An 18575-nucleotide genomic window follows, 5' to 3' on the forward strand; every position below is an offset into this window, starting at 1 on the left:
GTGGCTTGCCGCCGCAAGTAGATTCACTGATGAAGGCACTGTCCCGGAATTTGTTCGCCGGACGGGTGCCCTCACCGCTCGCTGCCAGCATGCTGGTATACGGCACAGGCCTCATGCCGGGCGGTCTGGGCGTTGCGTCGCGTCGTCCGGCTGCCTGCCGGGTTCGGGCGCATGGCCTGCGTGATTGTCACGGTGCTGGTGGCCGCAACCGCCACCATGCACGTCATGCGTATCGCGGCCAGCCTGTTCGTGTCCGCCATGCCCACTGTGTCCATGATGCATAAACAGATGCATCAGCGGACAGGCCAGCAACAGCAGGAATGGCAGGTAAGGAACGACGTGAGCCCGGTGCTCGGTCAACAGGAAGTACGCGGCAATGGCAAGGAAGCCGAGGAAGAACCAGTTGACACGACCGGCGCTGCGAACGGGAACGTAATGGGGTTTCATGGCAGATTCTTCCTTTGCAGTTTGCGACGGGCCTCGGCCATGTCCTTGTCAAATTGACGGACACCGCGAAAAAGTTGCACCCCGACCAAGACCGGGCACAGCAGGAAAATCGCTGCTATAGCAAACGATTTACCCGTCAGCCCCAACAGGTAAACCACCGTTGCAATGCCCACGATACTCACCAGCAGGCAGATAATTAAAACTTCGCGGTTCATGAGTTAGCCTCCTGACCCAAGCCAATGCGGGCACGCTTCAGCAGTGCGGAGTTGGCGATTACCGACAGGGAACTGAGCGCCATAGCGGCGGCAGCGATGATGGGATTGAGCAGTCCAAAGGCTGCGATTGGAATGCCGATACTGTTGTAGATGAATGCCCAGAACAGGTTTTGTTTGATCTTGACCATCGTTGCGCGCGACAGCTTGATCGCGGTGACTACGTCGCGTACATCGTTCTTGAGCAGGATGATGCCGCCGGTTTCCTTCGCCACATCGGACCCCGAGCCAATGGCGATACCGATGTCAGCAGTGGCCAGGGCCGGTGCATCGTTGACACCATCGCCAACCATGGCCACGACCTGTCCTTCGCTTTGCAATTGACGGATCACTGCGACCTTGTCGTCCGGCAAGACCTCGGCAATTACTCGCTCAATGCCGACCTGTCGCGCGACAGCTTCGGCAGTACGGTGGTTGTCACCGCTCAGAAGCACGACCTTGATGCCGCTTGCCTTTAATGCCGCAACGGCTTCAGCCGCTTCGGGTTTAATGGTATCGGCCACAGCAATCACCCCAACCAAACGGTTGTCGACACCGACCAGCATGGCGGTCTTGCCATCGGCTTCCAGGCGGATGAGGTGCTCCTCGGCAGCCTCGGTCGCAATGCCTTGGCGAGCAAACAAACGCCGATTGCCCAGCCAGACTTTGCGACTGTCGACACTGCCTTCGATGCCGTGACCGGCGATCCCGTTGATGCCGGTCGCTTTCGGCAGGCTGATGTCGCGATGCCGGGCGGCGCGCACTATCGCTGCGCCAAGCGGATGTTCTGAACCGGACTCCACGGCGGCGGCGAGCATCAAGACCTCGTTTTCGGACGCTGTGTCTAGCGAAATCACATCGGTGACATTGGGTTCGCCTCGGGTAATGGTGCCGGTTTTGTCGAACACCACCGTACTCAGTTTTTCTGCCCGCTCCAGTACTTCGCCGCCGCGGATAAGGATGCCGTTATCAGCCCCCTTGCCGACACCGACCATTAACGCGGCGGGCGTCGCCACGCCCAATGCACAAGGGCAGGAAATGATCAGAACCGCGATAAAGGCCAGCAGCCCCTGTGGAAAACTCCCCGCAAGAGACCAGCCGACCAGGGCCAGCAGCGCGACCGTCACCACCGCCGGTACAAAATAGCCAGTGACCTGATCGGCCAAGCGCTGGATCTGTGCCGTGCTGTTCTGTGCCTCCTCGACCATCTTGATGATCTGCGCCAGTGCGGTATCGGCACCAATCCTGCTCGCCTTGAAAGTGAGCACCCCACTGCCATTGAGCGTACCTCCGATCACCGGACTGCCCGGGTGTTTATCAACCGGCATCGACTCGCCGGTCAGCATGGACTCATCTACCGTTGACTGACCTTCACTGACATCACCATCGGTGGGGATTTTTTCGCCAGGCTTGACGACCAGGAACTCGCCGGCCATGACGTTTTCAGCGGGCAAGTCGACCTCTTGCCCATCACGAATCACATGCGCGATCGCCGGTTTGAGATCAAGTAAGCGCCGTACTGCGGCCGAGGACTTTTTCTTGATGATCTCCTCCATGTACCTACCCAGCAGTACGAAGGCGATGATCACCGCAGACACTTCGAAATAGACGTCGCGCTCGGCCACTTTCACCGGCAGGACGTCGGGGAAAAACAGCACCGCGACACTGTAGAAATAGGCGACCGACGTGCCGAGGGCGATCAGGAAATCCATGTTGATGTTACGGGTGCGAATGGCGTTCCACGCCCCCTTGTAGAAACTCCAGCCACCGATGAACTGCACCGGAGTGACCAACAGGAAAAGCCATATACCCCACGTGAACCAAGGGAGCGCAGGGATCGGCACCCATGTCAGTAGCGTGGCACCGGCGGCCAGCGCGATGAAGGCGCCCGCACGCAGAAGCGCCAGAGCCAGTACACCGGTGAGGGCGATAGTCACGCGGGTTTTCATCGCCTTCAGTTCTCGTTCTGGCGACTCGAAGGTGCGCAGGCAGGTATCGCTGCAAAAGTAATAGCTGCGCCCGCCACGTTCCCGTGACAACGCGGTGGTCTTATCGACCATCATCCCGCAGATCGGATCTTTCGCCATTTTCCCTGATGCAAACGCCGGCGGGTGCTGGCTGTGCTGCATGTGTGATTCGTTCATCACTGTCTCCTGCCTGTAGCGGCTATCAAGACTTGCCATGGAGCTTGCCGGACAGCCAGGCAAACAAGGTGCCGACTATCGCGCCCCATACGGTCAAGACCAGCAGTGGCCCAACGAAAGTCATCACCGCGTAGTCTTGCGGGGCTTGAAGACGACCGAAGTCGAGTCCATGGAACAAGGCGTTGAGAAAAGCGATACCTTGCACCGGCCATAGCGCATAGAGCAGCGCACAGACGGTGTAGGAAATGGCCATGGTCAGGGCCAGAGCAATGCCGGTTTTCCAGGGAGCGTTCATGATTGTTTTCCTGAGCTGGGAGGCGCGTCAGTAGGGATGTCGGGGCTGCGGGGGGCTGACCAGGGCAAGAACGCCGGCGTCTGTTCACAATAAGTGCGGTAGGCATCGCCGAAGTGCGCAAGCATCTCCCGTTCTTCCCGCTTCGCCAGCTTGGCGTAGACGAACAAGAGGATTGGAAACATCACCAGGGTGATCAATGTCGGCCACTGCAATAAAAAGCCAAACATGATCAGCACGAAGCCAACGTACTGCGGGTGACGGATCCGCGCATAGGGCCCCTCGAGCGCGAGTTGCCCACTACCTTGGGCCTTGTAGAGCACGCGCCACGCGGCCGCCAATAACCAGAAGCCGCCAGCGATCAGCAGGTTGCTGAGAATGTGGAAGGGTCCCCAGTGCGGGTTGACCTTCCAGCCCAGAACCATTTCGAGCAAATGCCCTGCATCGTGCGAGAGGAAATCGATGCCAGGGAAGTTGCGAGTGAGCCAGGGCATCAACAGGTAGATCGTCAGCGGGAAACCGTACATCTCGGTAAACAGGGCCACCAGGAACGCCGAGAACATACCGAAGGAACGCCAATCGCGGCTCGTCTTCGGCCGGGCGAAGCTGAAGGCGAACAAGATAAACACCAATGAGTTGATGATGACCAGCGACCAGAGACCGTAGGCCGATTCGGTAGGGTTCATGGTGGATACTCCTCTTTGTCGGGTGTGTTTGCTGTTCGCCTTTTTGTGAGGAGGTGAGCAGGAATAACCGAGTCGCGAAAAAGCGACGCAGCAGGACAGAGCAACCCGTGCTCTGCCACTCTGACGCAGGGAGGGGTTAATCGTTGAAACGGACGAACGTCAGGCGGACGGGGACTTCCGGCGGTGCGGGGCGCTTCAGTACAAGCGCGGCGAAGGAGAATTTCTCCTCTGGGTCAAGCACCCTTATTACTGCCACAGTTAGCACCAAAAGGACGGCCCAGTGGATGGGATCCAACGCAGGAAATTGCGCTGCAGGTTTTATCGCCGTGGCAGTGTCCTCACAGTTCTGAAGGCAGCCACTGGTGTGGAGGGTATGGCCATCCACCACATACAGCTCGGCATTGTGTGGCGCGGCTATATTGTGATTCGGTTGCACCAGACAACCCTGGATTGCCATCACAGTCACAGCTGACACCCACACCACGAGGATGAGGTGCAACAGGCGTCGGCGGTGACGGCGGAACCAGTACATGAAGTACAACCTCGACTTATTACGTCGTATTGATTTTCAGTCTAGCCAGCAAAGCAATGGAGAGGTTGATCAAAATCAAACTAATGGATGACTCGATCGAGGTCGGCCTGCGAAGAGGCCATCCAATTCAACACAAGTCTTTCAGGCCCGTCGCACCTGCAGCAAATCCGCCGCACACGATGCAATCCGCTGGCATGCATCCGCCAGCCTCGCCTGATCCACCACCAGGCCAATGCGAATATGCCCCGCCGCGCTCGGCCCGAAGGCTTCGCCGGCCAGCACCGACACGCCATACACTTCAAGCAGCCGCTCGGCAAAATCTTGCGCACCGAGCCCGGTCTGGCGAACATCGACCATCACGAACATCCCGCCATCGGGCTTGATCGGCCGGATGCCAGGGCAACCGCTTAGCCTCGCGCACACCAGATCGCGACGCTGGCGATATTCCTCGCGCATCAGCGCCACTTCCGGCAAGTCTTTATCGAGCGCTACTTGCGCGGCGTTCTGGACGAAATCCGGAAGGCCGAACAGCATGCACAGCGACAAATGCATCAAGTGCTCAGCCAACGGTTTCGGGCCGATCATCCAGCCCACCCGCCAGCCAGTCATGGCATGGGACTTGGATAAACTGTTGATCGTCGCGGTGCGCTCGGCCATGCCCGGCAGGCTGGCCGGGCTGATGTGCTCGCCCTCATACAACAGGTCGCTGTAGACCTCGTCACTGATCAGCCAAAGGTCATGCTTCACGCATAGCGCCGCCAACGCCTGCCAGCTCTTCAACGACAAACTGGCACCCGAGGGATTGTTCGGGCTGTTGAGCAGGATGACGCGGGTTTTCGGGGTGATCAGCGCCGCGACATCCGCCGGTTCAACCCGAAAGCCATTCTCCGGACGCACCGCCACCGGTACCACACTGGCCCCGCAGGCGCCGAACACACCTTCATAAGTCACGTACATCGGTTCAGCGACGATTACTTCGTCGCCAGGATCGAGCAAACATTGGGCAACCGAATACACCGCGCACTGCGCACCGGGCAGCACGATCACGTGATCGGCATCCACCTCCTGACCGCTGCGCCGCTGATGACGGCGGGCGATGCTGCTGCGCAGTGTGCGAGTGCCGCGTACATCCGAGTAATGGGTGTCGCCGGCCAACAGGCTATCGATGGCGGCGTGGACGATGGGCAGCGGCGTGTCGAAATCCGGATCGCCGATCGACAGCAACAGTACGTCGACGCCCTGCTCGCGCAATTCCAGCGCTCGATCGTGAATCTTCCAGGCTGCCGCTCCGTCACCGGCGATTCGTTGGGTCAAGGCTGAATAGCGCATGTACTTCTCCTAACGCGCGAGTTCCAGTTTCAACCCTATCTCAAATCACGAAACGCGCCACCATCGCGTTCAAATCAACCGCCAATCGCGACAGTTCGTGGGTGGCGGCACTGGTCTGGTTGGCACCGGCGGCGGACTGAGTGGCCAGGTCGCGAATGTTCACCAGATTGCGGTCGACTTCACGGGACACCTGAGCCTGTTCTTCCGAGGCGCTGGCGATCACCAGGTTGCGTTCGTTGATCAGCTGAATCGATTGGGTGATCTGCTCCAGGGCAATACCCGCCGCACGGGCCATTTCCAGGGTGCTTTGGGTGCGCTGATTACTTTGCTGCATCGACGAGACCGCTTCGCCGGTGCCGTTCTGGATGCCGGCGACCATTTTCTCGATTTCCTGGGTCGACTGCGCGGTGCGATGGGCCAGCGCCCGAACCTCGTCCGCCACCACCGCAAAACCTCGCCCGGCTTCCCCGGCACGGGCCGCTTCAATCGCGGCGTTGAGGGCCAGCAGGTTGGTCTGTTCGGCAATGGCACGAATCACGTCCAGCACTTTGCCAATGTCGCGGCCCTGAGCCGCCAGGCCCTCGATCATCAACGCGGTGTTTTGCACGTCGTGGGTCATGGTCTGGATCGCATCGACGGTTTCCACCACCCGGTCACGACCTTCGCGGGCCGCTTGGGTCGACTGGTTCGAGGCTTCGGACGTCGACACCGCATTGCGCGCCACTTCTTCCACGGCGGCAGTCATTTCGTTGACGGCGGTGGCGGCTTGTTCGATTTCGTTGTTTTGCTGTTGCAGGCCGCGGGACGCTTCTTGCGTCACGTTGCTGAGTTCTTCCGCGGCGGCGCCCAGTTGTGTTGCGGAGCCGGCGATCTGTTCGATGGTTTTGCGCAGGTTGGCCTGCATGGCGGACAAGGCGCCGAGCAAACGCGCGGGTTCGTCGTTGCCGTCGACTTCGATGACCTTGCTCAGGTTGCCGCCAGCAATGGTTTCGGCCGCGAGCACCGCACGGTTCAGCGGCGTGAGGATGCTGCGGGTCAACAGCCAGGCCAGCAGCACGGTCAGCAACGAAGCCATCACCGCCACCGTCACGATGCCGATAAAGGCTTCGCTGTAATGCTCGCCCGCCTTGGCCGACGCAGCTTTGGCATCGGCGGCGTTGAGCGCCACCAGTTTGTTCAGTTGCTCGCCCATCTGATCGGTGCCTTCCTTGATCCTCGTATTGATCAGGGCGCGCATCTCATCCAGTTTGTTCTGTCGCGACAGCTCCAGCATCTGGCTCTGGGCCTGCATGTAGTTGTCGAGGGTTGTCGCGAAGGTTTTGTACAGTGCTGCTTCTTCAGGGCCGGCCGGCAAGACGGCATAACTGGCTTGGGCACTGCGCACCTTGTCGACCAGCACGCCGATGCGGGTCTGAGCTTCCTGCAACGCTGCCGGATCACGGTTGACCAGTACGCGGAACGAGAGAATCCGCAGCCGCAGGACGTTTTCCGTCACGTTACCCAGAAACCCGATGCTGGGTAACTGCGTCATTTCCATATCGACAGAGGCCTGGCGAATGATCGACATGCGGTTGACGGCAAACACACCCAGCACGATCACCAGCAAGGCAATGAAGGCGAAACCCAGGAAAGCTCGAGGCGCGATTTTCAGATTACGCAGTGACATAGGATGATCTCGGTAATTGAGGCGGCGAGCATCCTTGCGGTGATCACTGTTCGGGCGGGCGATGGCGCGCGCACCTTTCAGCTTGGCGCCACTGTTGTAGTTGGTTTGTGTGCGCCTATGCGTTGTATCGGCCGGGGTTGAGGTTTTTTGCAGGGGTTGGAGAAATATTTTTCAAGGGAGGCAGGAGTGTTTCAGCGGTGAAACACTCCGTAGTCAAGATGCGGACCTGTGGGAGCGGGCTTGCCCGCGAAGGCTGCGGCACAGTCAACATTGGCGGTGCCTGACACACCGCGTTCGCGGGCAAGCCCGCTCCCACAGGGATTTCTTTCTGCTGGGGATTGAGTCAGGCCTTGCGGGCCGCCACCCGCCACACCCGCGCAATATCACGGGCGCGCTCGCGCAACAAACGCGGCGCTTCGGCGCAGGCCTGCTCCAATGTCATCGGTCCACTGGCCAAGGCAAACGCCGCATCGATGCCGTGCTCGTACAGCGCCTGATACCCCTCGCCCAAGGTCCCGGCGATGACAATGACCGGTACGCCGTGCTGCCGCGCAATGCGTGCCACGCCAAACGGGGTTTTGCCGCGCAACGTCTGGGCATCGAAACGACCTTCACCGGTGATCACCAGATCGGCGCCTTTGACCGCCTCGGCCAGCCCCACCAGTTCGGCAACCACTTCTACCCCAGCCTGAAATTGCGCACCGAGAAACGCCTTGGCGGCAAACCCCAGGCCGCCCGCCGCGCCGCTGCCCGGCTCGTCGCGCACGTCTTTGTCCAGCGCTTGCGCGCAGAGTTCGGCAAAGTGCCCGAGGGCGTGGTCCAGTTGCTCGACCTGCTCGGGCGACGCACCTTTCTGTGGACCGAAAATCGCTGAGGCTCCATGAGGGCCGCACAGCGGGTTATTGACGTCGGCGGCGATGTCGAAGCGCACCTTGGCCAGACGCGGATCAATGTCGCTCAGATCGAGACGGGCCAATTGTGCCAGGGCCAGGCCACCCTGCATCAGGGTTTGGCCCTGAGCATCCAGCAGTTTCACACCCAAGGCCTGCATCGCCCCGGCGCCGCCGTCGTTGGTGGCGCTGCCGCCAATCGCCAGGATCACCCTTTGCGCGCCGGCATCCAGCGCGGCTCGGATCAATTCACCGGTGCCGTAGGTGCTGCTGGTGCAGGCATCGCGCAGGTTCGGCGCAACCAGTTGCAAACCACTGGCCTCGGCCATTTCGATGATCGCGGTGTGACTGTGTGGCAACCAGCCCCAGGCGGCATCGACCGTGGTGCCCAGCGGCCCGCGAACATGGGTGCGGCGCAGTTCGCCGTCGCACGCGGCCAGAATCGACTCGACCGTGCCTTCCCCACCGTCAGCCATCGGGCACTTGAGCAAGTGTGCATCCGGCCAGACTTCGGCCAACCCCAGCGCAATGGCCTCGGCCACACCTTGGGCACTCAGGCTGTCCTTGAACGAATCGGGGGCGATGACGATTTTCATGCGAATTCTCCAGTTCCAATGCGTCCATGCTGCCAGCCGCCATGAACAATAACGCCGGTCCGCTGCACAAGTTGGCATGAGGATTATTGTTCATTTTCACAAAACCCTTGGCCCGTACCGTTCGTTGTAGCAGCTGCCGAGTCTGCGAGGCTGCGTTCGGCGGCGAAGCCGTCGTAATTCCAGCAAGCACGGTTTACCTGACACACCGCGGTGCATGATTTCACGACGGCTTCGCCGCCGAACGCAGCCTCGCAGGCTCGGCAGCTGCTACGGGGTGGCGGTCGGTAGTTCGGTTTGGGGCAGGAGCTGGACGCCAAGGTAGAGCGCGAGCATCCCATCCAGTTTTAGCGGGTCGACGCCGCTGAGTTCGGCGATCCGCTCCATGCGGTAACGCAAACTGTTGCGATGGATGCCCAAGGCATCGGCGCAGGCCTGGCTCTGGCCGTCGTGTTCGCACCAACTGCGCAGGGTCGTTAGCAGTTGGCCGTTGCCATCCTTGGCGATGACTTTGCGCAGCGGCCGCAGCAGTTCATCCAGCGCATCGTCGTTGCGGTGCCGCCAGAGCATCACCGGTAGCCGATAGCGGTTCAGCGTCAACAGGCGCGAATGCGGCAACACATCCCGTCCGTAGGCCAGCAAATCACCAACCCGACGATAACAACGGCGCAGCCCCGACAATCCATCGGCCTGCCCACCCACGGCAATGCGCAAAATATTCCAGCCCAAGCCATCGAGCTTCTCCAGCAGTCGATCATTCTCGATCGCAGGCGTCGCCGGTCGGCACCACAGCAACGAAGACTTGGCCGAGCTCACGCACCAACTGTCCGGATAACGCGACATCAACCAGGCGCTGAGCGCTTCGACGGTCTGGCCCGGGCCGTGTTCCATGCCCAACTCGAACAGGTATGGCACTCGCGTCAACTGCGGTTTGAGCCCCAGTTGCTGCGCTTCGTCCAGCAACCGCGGCGAATCCCCCGCCTCGCTGAGCAACAGCGCCAACAGATCATCGCAACGCTGACGCCGCCATTGCTGCTCGGCCTGCTGATTGCGCTGGCCCACCAGCATCTCGGCGGTCATTCGCACCAGTTCGGCGTAGGTGCGCAATTGTTCAGGCTCGCCGGTGATGCCCAGCACACCAATCAAACGCTGATCGAGCAACAGCGGCAGGTTGATCCCCGGTTGCACGCCTTTGAGGTGAATCGCGGTTTGCGCGTCGATCTCCACCACACGGCCGTTGGCCAACACCAATTGCGCGCCTTCGTGGCGGGTGTTGATGCGTTCCGGCTCGCCACTACCGAGAATCAGCCCCTGGCTGTCCATGACATTGACGTTGTACGGCAGGATGGCCATCGCCCGGTCGACGATGTCCTGGGCCAGGTCGTGATCGAGTTCGAACATAGCGCGGTTCCTTGAAAACGTGATGGAACGGGTTGTTCACCCGCACAGGCCTTGGTTGTAAACCCTGTGCTCAGGCACAAAGACAACCACCCAAGGGGTGGCCGAGACTCACTGGGCGATCAACGTTACCCTTGCGTCGCAAAAAATCATAATAAAGAGAGAGCCCGCCATGTCACAGAGCGCCGCAGCTACCCTGGCCACCGCTGACGACAAAAACGCCGTCTACAAGCGCATTACCCTGCGTTTGATCCCCTTCATCTTCATCTGCTACCTGTTCAACTACCTCGACCGGGTGAACGTCGGGTTCGCCAAACTGCAGATGCTCGACGCACTGAAATTCAGCGAAACCGTATACGGCCTCGGTGCCGGGATCTTCTTCATCGGCTACGTACTCTGCGGCGTACCGAGCAACCTGGCCCTGACCAAATTCGGCCCGCGACGCTGGATCGCGCTGATGATGATCACTTGGGGCACGCTGTCGACTTGCCTGTTGTTCGTCACCACACCGACCGAGTTCTACACCCTGCGCCTGTTTACCGGTGCGGCGGAAGCCGGGTTCTTCCCGGGCGTGGTGCTTTACCTTTCGCAGTGGTTCCCGACGTTCCGTCGTGGTCGCATCATGGCGCTGTTCATGTCGGCGATCCCGGTGTCCGGCTTGCTCGGCAGCCCGTTTTCTGGCTGGATTCTCAATCACTTCGGCGCAGGCCAGGCTGGTTTGGCCGGCTGGCAGTGGATGTTCCTGCTGCAAGGTATTCCGACCGTTATCCTCGGCGCCCTCGCCTACTTCCTGCTCAGCGACAGTTACGCCAATGCCAAATGGCTGACCCCTTACGAGCGGTCGGTGCTTGAGGCCGATCACGCTGAAGACCTGGCCAGCAAACCGAAAACCGCTACCGATTCGCTGTTGGCGGTGTTCAAGAACCCGGCGATCTGGGCCTTCGGCCTGATTTATTTCTGCATCCAGAGCGGTGTCTACGCGATCAACTTCTGGTTGCCGTCGATCATCAAGAACCTCGGTTTCAGCGATAACCTGGTGATTGGTTGGCTCAGTGCGATTCCGTACCTGCTGGCGGCGGTGTTCATGTTGATGGTCGGTCGCTCGGCAGATTTGCGCAAAGAACGCCGCTGGCACTTGGTGGTGCCGATGCTGATGGGCGCGGTGGGTCTGTTGATCGCGGTGAATTTCGCCGCCAACCCGGCCATCGCCATTCTTGGTCTGACCATCGCCACCATGGGCGCCCTCACCGGCCTGCCAATGTTCTGGCCTGTGCCGACCGCCATGCTTAGCGCGGGTGCGGCTGCCGGTGGGTTGGCGTTGATTAACTCCATGGGGCAGATGGCGGGTTTTCTTAGTCCGTATCTGGTGGGCTGGGTCAAGGACAGCACCGGGTCGACCGATGCGGCGCTGTATCTGCTGGCGGGTGTGATTGTTTGTGGGAGTTTGCTGGCGTTGCGCATGACGCGGACGTTGCGGGTTTAAGGTTCTGCGAAAACAAAAACGGCCCGAAAGGGCCGTTTCTCATTTCATGAGCGCACAGATGCTGTTGTGGCGAGGGGGCTTGCCCCCGTTCGGCTGCGAAGCAGTCGTAAAACCAGCAAATGCGGTTTATCTGATGCACCCGGGTTGAATGGTTTTGGGGTCGCTGCGCAACCCAACGGGGGCAAGCCCCCTCGCCACAGTCAAGCTCCGAACCACAGATGTGTACTAGCCCTGCGGATCGAGATTATCCAGCACTCGATTGACCGCCAGCTCACCGTTCATCACGACCTGTTGAATCCCGAGCATCGTGCTGCGATAGGGTTCGCCCACCAATGCGGCGAAATCACTGAGCATCACGCTTGCCGATTTCATGGATTCGCAGGCGTGGGCCAGCAGGCTTTCCGAATCGACATCGGGCGCAACGATAAACATCTTGCTGGGTTTGCGAACAGGCTCTTTGGGTGGCTTGAGGTAATGATCGAGGGCGCGGTCTGCGGCTTCGTGGAGTTTTTTTGAATCGAGTGATTCGTAGGGGGATGTCGGATCTGATTCCGGCGGGTTGGGTGTTGGTTTGAACATAAAAGAAGCTCCAGGTAAGACATTAAGGAGCCATCACCCTCGCTACCAAACGAAGGGTGGCGGCCATACGCAGGTTGGTAGACCGGTTACCTGGTGCAAAAACCCGGCGCATCCGAGGACGCCCTACGCATGACCGCCATAAAACAGAAGACGAAAAAAATCTCTGCATTACGTTGCGTTATGCGACAGGTAACCGGGCTACCAAACCCGATCGCTGTAATTCAGCGACAGGGAAACGATATAGCTCCGGCTCAAGGCGCACTAGCCGGCGGATTCTGGCGTAGTCGTAGGCAACGGCGCAAGGATGTGTAGCCTCTGAGAGCATCCATCGACGCCATTTAAACATTGCCGTTTATTGCCACCGCCTCAATGTGAGAGCGAGCCTGCTCGCGATAGCAATGACTGGCGCGGTGCAGGCGTTTCTGCAGGAGTGTTATCAGGCGCTGAGCTGGGTACGTTGCGAAGCGCCGAATTAATAACTCGTTCAAAATAAAGCGTGATGGACAATTTAATTTCAATGTTCTTGCCTATAAGCGAGAACGGGACCAACAAGTGCAATGTTGCGCCTCGCTCCGTTTTATTTGTATATGGCTTAAATAGGAATGACGCACCACGCACTATATTTTAGGGTCGGGACAAAATAAACGAGCCTGTCGTCGGGCGTCAGTACCGCCCCGAGTTTACACGTCCAAATATGATTCGGCCGCTCAGGCGCAATATATACCCGCCGAACATCATTTATAAATGTATAGAAAGCTGGGTAACCCTGCATCGAGTTCATCCAGCTAACGGACTCAGGTGACGTCAGCAACTGATCGTTGATCTGCAACCGATAAACATTTGTGACTGAGACGAGATAGGTTAATGTCGTGCCTTCTTGGTCTACTACATAAATCGTCGATACACCACTTTTCAATCCTGTGACTTTTCCTTGCGGCGTCACGGAAGCGGTAAGCGGTTCAGATGACAAATATGTGTAAGGCGGAACCCCTCCAATGGGAGTACGGACAGCCGTATTGCCAATTGAATCCTCACCAGTCTTTGGCCATTGCGGAATCTTCACCGAGAACCCTTGCAAGATCATTGGTAGCTTATCGATACTGAACGCCAGGCGCTCAATTGACCAAGGCTCGGACTCGAATTGTTGGCCGTTTTTTTCTCGTGCAGTGAAACGATGCGGCCCAACGGTAATCAGTACCAGCTTGCTCTGCCATTTATAACTTGCACTGGTTTGAACATCCTCGATGAGTGTCTCACCATCAAAAATCTGCAGCTCGGCCCCCGCCAGCGCAGAACCCGACAACATGATTTTATTGTCAGAGACAGTTCCCCCATTTTCTATTTCCGCGCCAAACGAGTTTTTCACCGAAGTAATCACGGGTTTTACAATCACCCGTGCCCGCGCAATTTTCGATCTCGCGGTAACGACGCCCCCTCGAACTTGCTCATAGGTCACCTTGACCACACTGTCGGCAATTACCTTGGCATTGGGCACCAGCAACTTGTGCGTAAAAGGAATTCTCTCGACTGGCGCTTCAACTACATGTTCCGTTGCCGTCCCTCCTACATTCGGCGTCGCCGTGTACTTCACGCGGATGATGTCGTCGGTTGCCCAAACAGGCTCAAGAACATGCACCTGGATGGTCAAGTCCTTACTGCCGAGTTTGTTCAGGTCAATGGTGTCTGGGGCATCATTGGGATCATCCGGATCCTCGGCAATATCGGGGGCTGCCATCCGTATGCCGTTCAGGTCGACATCCACTCTTATGGCCGCCGACCATGGCGAGTTCAGATCGGCGCCATTGCCAATCTGGTCGCGGACCGTATAGGAGAAAGGGAACTGAGGATTGTCGCCTGCGTCTTCAAAGACGGTTTTATCGAGCATCAGACCGATTCTGGTCGGCACACTGGCGGGTATGGCCGGCGCCTCATCAGGGTGGACGTCGCGATAAACGTCATGACCGTTACAGTTGAGCAAGATACTGTCGTACGGTCGGCAATACGGGTAAAAGAAATAAACCTGCACCTGCACTGCGCGGTCGGCATCGATACCGTCTTCAATCACGTCTAGAGGCAAGACGAGTTCAAGTTCGGAATGCCCTTCATCACCCTTGATCTTATCTTCCATGCCGGGACGGATGTTGTTGTACCAGATCGTATATGGCGGCTGATAGGTCTCTTCGACACCGGTAGTGCGCTTGATGGTGTAAGTGAGTTCATTGACATAACCCGGATCAGATCTCAGTTTGTTTTTTGGAATGTATAGGGTCACCGGATCATCGGTGGATTGGGTCTGCTCGCTGGCGATCTTTTCCTCACCGTTCAAATTGAGTGACACCGTGTCCAGTGGTGCCTGGCCTAGATAGGGGTTAACAATAACCTTCGCGCCATTAGGCTTCAGGTCATAAAACTCTATCGCAATACCACAATCCGCACCGGCCACAGACGTGTTGCTATCGGGAAGTGTCGGCGAGTAGAGAGCCAGCTCGGCGTTGCCGAGTGGCACTTGATCGAAAGGCTGAGTGGTCATGAAAACTCTCCTGACTTTAAGAATGAAGTCGGTCTTTTGGCTCACGCCGTCGGTCATGATCAGGCCCGATTCGCGGGCTGTTTGCCTACTATCAGATCTGACAGTGACGACGAGTGGTTAGCCGGCATTCTGCTCTGGCAAACCGTTTGCGCGACAAATCCAATTGCTCCCGACAACAGTTCTGGTATTTGATTAGGGCTTTCTGACCGGTAAAAGGATTTCGTCATGAGCTATCGCACGCTGGGTCATTCAGGTTTACAGGTGTCGACCCTTACATTGGGCACCATGATGTTCGGCGAACAGACCAGCACCGAAGATTCCCTGCGAATCATCGACAAGGCCTGGGACCAGGGCATCAATTTCATCGACACCGCGGACGTGTACACCAACGGCCGCTCCGAAGAGATCGTCGGCGAAGCGATTGCCGGTAACCGCCACGAATGGGTGCTCGCCACCAAAGTCGGTTATGGCCCGGTGGACGGCGTACCGAACCGCACCGGTCTGAGCCGCAAGCACCTGTTCAACGGCATCGATGCCAGCCTGACGCGGTTAGGCACCGATTATCTGGACATCTATTACCTGCACCGCGAAGACCACGACACGCCGCTGGAAGTCACGGTGTCGGCCATCGGCGATTTGATCCGCCAGGGCAAGATTCGCTATTGGGGCCTGTCGAACTACCGTGGCTGGCGTATTGCCGAAGTCATCCGCATCGCCGACAAACTCGGTGTTGACAGGCCGGTCATCAGCCAGCCGCTGTACAACATCGTCAACCGTCAGGCAGAGACCGAGCAGATCACCGCCGCGCAAAACTATGGCCTCGGTGTGGTGCCATATAGTCCGCTGGCGCGCGGTGTGCTCAGCGGCAAGTACGCGCCCGACGTGACGCCGGACGCCAACAGTCGCGCGGGACGTCAGGACAAACGCATCCTCGAAACAGAATGGCGGGTTGAGTCGCTGCGCATTGCCCAGCAGATCCAGGAATACACTCAGGGCCGTGGCGTGGGCATCGTCGAGTTCGCGATTGCCTGGGTGCTGAACAATGGCGCTGTGACTTCGGCCATCGTCGGGCCTCGGACTGAGCAACAGTGGGATGCGTACACCAAGGCGCAGGCGGTGAAGATCACGGCTGAGGACGAGGCGTTTATTGATTCGCTGGTGACACCGGGGCATTCGTCGACGCCGGGGTTCAATGACGTGAGCCATTTTGTGTCAGGTCGTAAACCGCGTACGGCTTGAGATTAATCGCGAGCAGGCTCGCTCCCACAGGGGGCTTGTGTAGATCACAAGGTCTGTGGGCGTCGCGATCAACTAATGTGGGAGCGGGCTTGCCCGCGATTGCGGTTTCACATTCAGCATTGATGTTGGCTGGGAGTCCGCTTTCGCGGGCAAGCCCGCTCCCACAGGGTTTTGTGTGGGCCGCAGGTATTGAGTACAACACCGGCCAAAATGTGGGAGCGAGCCTGCTCGCGATGGCGGTTTTGCATCCACCATTTGCCTGTGCTTCTGCCACACTCGTTGGGTGTTGATCGTTCGGACAATATTCGCTTCGAAAACCACGTATCCTCCGCACCCGTTTCACGTTCAACCTCGCGAGGACAGTTTGTCTAAAGGTATCGCTTTATCGGTTTCGGCCTCGGTGCTGTTTGCCGTCATGTATTACTACACTTCGTTGCTCTCACCTCTGAGCGGCGTGGAGATTTTCGGCTGGCGGATGCTGCTGACCGCGCCGTGCATGACTGTGTTCATGGTGGTGTCCGGTGAATGGAAGCGTGTGGTCGAGATTGTTCGGCGGCTGGCTGGCAAGCCGAAGCTGATTGTCGGCCTGATTGGCTCTGCGGTGCTGTTGGGCCTGCAACTCTGGTTGTTCATGTGGGCACCGCTCAACGGTTATAGCCTTGACGTGTCGCTGGGGTATTTCCTGTTGCCGCTGTCCATGGTCCTGACTGGGCGAATTGTTTATGGCGAGCGTCTTTCCTATCTGCAGAAAATAGCCGTGTTCTTCGCCAGCCTTGGCGTGCTCAACGAGTTGTATCAGGTCGGCGGTTTTTCCTGGGCGACCTTGCTGGTGGTGGTTGGCTATCCGATCTATTTCATCCTGCGCAAGCGCCTGGCGACGGACAACCTTGGCGGGCTCTGGCTGGATATGGCGTTGATGCTGCCGGTGGCGTTTTGGTTCGTGCAGGGCGGTGAGCAAGGTTTCGGCGTGTTTGATCAACATCCGTGGCTGTCGCTGTTGATCCCGATACTCGGAGTGATCAGCGCTTCGGCGCTGGTGGTCTACATCATTGCCAGCCGGCTGCTGCCGTTCAGCCTGTTCGGGTTGTTGAGCTATGTCGAGCCGGTGCTGTTGCTCGGCGTTGCGTTGCTGCTGGGGGAAAGTATCAAGGCCGGCGAATGGCTGACTTATATTCCGATCTGGTTGGCGGTGCTGGTGTTGGTGTTTGAAGGGTTCAAGCACCTGGTCCGGCAACGGCGCCGGCCGATGTAATTGTCCAAAAAAAGCCCGGCCAGCATTGCTGCTGACCGGGCTTTTTTACGCCTGAAACAGGTTAATCGGTGGAGAGCACACCCCGACGAACCTGATCACGCTCGATCGATTCGAACAGCGCCTTGAAGTTGCCTTCGCCGAAACCATCGTCGCCTTTCCGCTGGATGAATTCGAAGAACACCGGGCCCATCAGGGTTTCCGAGAAGATCTGTAGCAGCAGACGCTTGTCGCCAGATTCGGACGAACCGTCCAGCAAAATGCCTCGAGCTTGCAATTCGTTGACCGGCTCACCGTGGTTCGGCAAACGGCCTTCGAGCATTTCGTAGTAGGTGTCTGGCGGCGGCGTCATGAAGCGCATGCCGATGCTTTTCAAGTGATCCCAGGTCTTGATCAGGTCATCGCTGAGGAAGGCCACGTGCTGGATGCCCTCGCCGTTGAACTGCATCAGAAACTCTTCGATCTGCCCGGCGCCCTTGGACGACTCTTCGTTCAGCGGGATACGGATCATGCCATCCGGGGCAGTCATGGCCTTGGAAGTCAGGCCGGTGTATTCGCCTTTGATATCGAAGTAACGGATTTCGCGGAAGTTGAACAGCTTCTCGTAGAAGTTGGCCCAGTAGGCCATGCGACCGCGATACACGTTGTGGGTCAGGTGATCGATGATCTTCAGGCCGGCCCCGACCGGGTTGCGGTCAACGCCTTCGATGAATACGAAGTCGATGTCGTAGATCGAACTGCCTTCGCCGAAACGGTCGATCAGGTACAGCGGCGCACCGCCAATGCCTTTGATCGCCGGCAGGTGCAGTTCCATCGGGCCGGTTTCGATGTGGATCGGTTGGGCGCCGAGTTCCAGGGCACGCTTGTAGGCCTTTTGCGAATCCTTGACGCGGAACGCCATGCCGCACACCGACGGACCGTGCTCGGCCGCGAAGTACGACGCCACGCTGTTGGGTTCGTTGTTGAGGATCAGGTTGATCGCGCCCTGGCGATACAGGTGCACGTCTTTGGAGCGGTGGGTCGCGACCTTGCTGAAGCCCATGATCTCGAAGATCGGCTCCAGGGTGTTAGGGGTCGGCGATGCGAATTCGATGAACTCAAAGCCCATCAGGCCCATTGGGTTTTCGTATAAATCTGCCATTTTGGCGCCTCATCATTTCTTATCAATTAACGGATCGTTAGTTGCTAGCAATGCTGAGACCGGCGGGTGGCGCGCAGGAGATGCCCCGCACGCTGCGGGCGAGGAAGTCACCGTAGATCAATTGAA

The 18575-nt window shown here is 58.5% G+C and carries 16 protein-coding genes; 3 read left to right on the forward strand and 13 right to left on the reverse strand.

From position 1 onward, the window contains the following. Positions 1–111 precede the first annotated feature (111 nt). The 10 genes from KGB18_RS29900 to KGB18_RS11925 all read right to left on the reverse strand — a co-directional run bounded on the left by KGB18_RS29900 (position 112) and on the right by KGB18_RS11925 (position 10231). Positions 112–447 carry a DUF2933 domain-containing protein gene (locus KGB18_RS29900; protein ID WP_123722654.1) on the reverse strand — a complete coding sequence of 112 codons (336 nt, stop codon included), beginning with the start codon at positions 445–447 and terminating at the stop codon, positions 112–114. After that, complete coding sequence (locus KGB18_RS11885; RefSeq protein ID WP_052964668.1) at positions 444–662, reverse strand: hypothetical protein; 219 nt, start codon at positions 660–662, stop codon at positions 444–446. Before KGB18_RS11885 ends, KGB18_RS29900 begins: the two co-directional genes overlap by 4 nt. Beyond that, the gene (locus KGB18_RS11890) at positions 659–2842 is read right to left on the reverse strand and encodes a heavy metal translocating P-type ATPase (RefSeq protein WP_123722653.1); all 2184 of its coding nucleotides are present in this window, start codon (positions 2840–2842) and stop codon (positions 659–661) included. Before KGB18_RS11890 ends, KGB18_RS11885 begins: the two co-directional genes overlap by 4 nt. 25 nt (positions 2843–2867) lie before the next feature. Then, positions 2868–3137, reverse strand: a complete 270-nt coding sequence (locus KGB18_RS11895; protein WP_123722652.1) for a DUF5676 family membrane protein — start codon at positions 3135–3137, stop codon at positions 2868–2870. Continuing rightward, a complete protein-coding gene (locus KGB18_RS11900; RefSeq protein WP_223569959.1) occupies positions 3134–3820 on the reverse strand; it encodes a methyltransferase family protein in 687 nt (228 codons plus the stop codon). The genes KGB18_RS11895 and KGB18_RS11900 overlap by 4 nt, the downstream gene beginning before the upstream one ends. A 136-nt stretch (positions 3821–3956) precedes the next feature. Then, positions 3957–4352, reverse strand: a complete 396-nt coding sequence (locus tag KGB18_RS11905) for a hypothetical protein (protein WP_123722650.1) — start codon at positions 4350–4352, stop codon at positions 3957–3959. 141 nt (positions 4353–4493) lie between these two features. Further along, positions 4494–5681 (reverse strand): pyridoxal phosphate-dependent aminotransferase, encoded by a 1188-nt coding sequence (locus KGB18_RS11910; protein ID WP_123722649.1) that lies wholly within the window; start codon positions 5679–5681, stop codon positions 4494–4496. A 40-nt stretch (positions 5682–5721) separates the two neighbouring features. Next, positions 5722–7347 (reverse strand): methyl-accepting chemotaxis protein, encoded by a 1626-nt coding sequence (locus tag KGB18_RS11915; RefSeq protein WP_223569960.1) that lies wholly within the window; start codon positions 7345–7347, stop codon positions 5722–5724. Between the two features lie 343 nt (positions 7348–7690). Next, positions 7691–8833: a glycerate kinase gene (locus KGB18_RS11920; RefSeq protein WP_223569961.1), complete on the reverse strand. Its 1143-nt coding sequence runs from the start codon at positions 8831–8833 to the stop codon at positions 7691–7693. A gap of 267 nt (positions 8834–9100) precedes the next feature. Next, positions 9101–10231 carry a sugar diacid recognition domain-containing protein gene (locus tag KGB18_RS11925; protein WP_123722646.1) on the reverse strand — a complete coding sequence of 377 codons (1131 nt, stop codon included), beginning with the start codon at positions 10229–10231 and terminating at the stop codon, positions 9101–9103. Positions 10232–10400: 169 nt separating this feature from the next. On the opposite strand from KGB18_RS11925, the gene KGB18_RS11930 reads away from it, so the two are divergent. Beyond that, on the forward strand, positions 10401–11711 hold the full coding sequence (locus tag KGB18_RS11930; RefSeq protein WP_052964659.1) for an MFS transporter: 1311 nt from the start codon (positions 10401–10403) through the stop codon (positions 11709–11711). Positions 11712–11936: 225 nt separating this feature from the next. Here KGB18_RS11930 and KGB18_RS11935 read toward each other — a convergent pair whose 3' ends face one another. Both KGB18_RS11935 and KGB18_RS11940 read right to left on the reverse strand, forming a co-directional pair. Further along, the gene (locus tag KGB18_RS11935; protein WP_223569962.1) at positions 11937–12290 is read right to left on the reverse strand and encodes a DUF6124 family protein; all 354 of its coding nucleotides are present in this window, start codon (positions 12288–12290) and stop codon (positions 11937–11939) included. A gap of 592 nt (positions 12291–12882) precedes the next feature. After that, positions 12883–14820 (reverse strand): hypothetical protein, encoded by a 1938-nt coding sequence (locus tag KGB18_RS11940; protein ID WP_223569963.1) that lies wholly within the window; start codon positions 14818–14820, stop codon positions 12883–12885. A 225-nt stretch (positions 14821–15045) separates the two neighbouring features. Here KGB18_RS11940 and KGB18_RS11945 point away from each other — a divergent pair, with 225 nt between their 5' ends. Both KGB18_RS11945 and rarD read left to right on the forward strand, forming a co-directional pair. Continuing rightward, positions 15046–16059, forward strand: a complete 1014-nt coding sequence (locus KGB18_RS11945) for an aldo/keto reductase (RefSeq protein ID WP_123722642.1) — start codon at positions 15046–15048, stop codon at positions 16057–16059. Positions 16060–16423: 364 nt separating this feature from the next. Continuing rightward, a complete protein-coding gene (gene rarD, locus KGB18_RS11950) occupies positions 16424–17311 on the forward strand; it encodes an EamA family transporter RarD (RefSeq protein ID WP_223569964.1) in 888 nt (295 codons plus the stop codon). A 61-nt stretch (positions 17312–17372) separates the two neighbouring features. On the opposite strand, the gene hppD is transcribed toward rarD, so the two are convergent. Continuing rightward, positions 17373–18449 carry a 4-hydroxyphenylpyruvate dioxygenase gene (gene hppD, locus KGB18_RS11955; protein ID WP_008012875.1) on the reverse strand — a complete coding sequence of 359 codons (1077 nt, stop codon included), beginning with the start codon at positions 18447–18449 and terminating at the stop codon, positions 17373–17375. Between the last annotated feature and the right edge of the window lie 126 nt (positions 18450–18575).

The sequence above is a fragment of the Pseudomonas sp. BF-R-26 genome (assembly GCF_019947395.1).
GTDB lineage: Bacteria > Pseudomonadota > Gammaproteobacteria > Pseudomonadales > Pseudomonadaceae > Aquipseudomonas > Aquipseudomonas farris.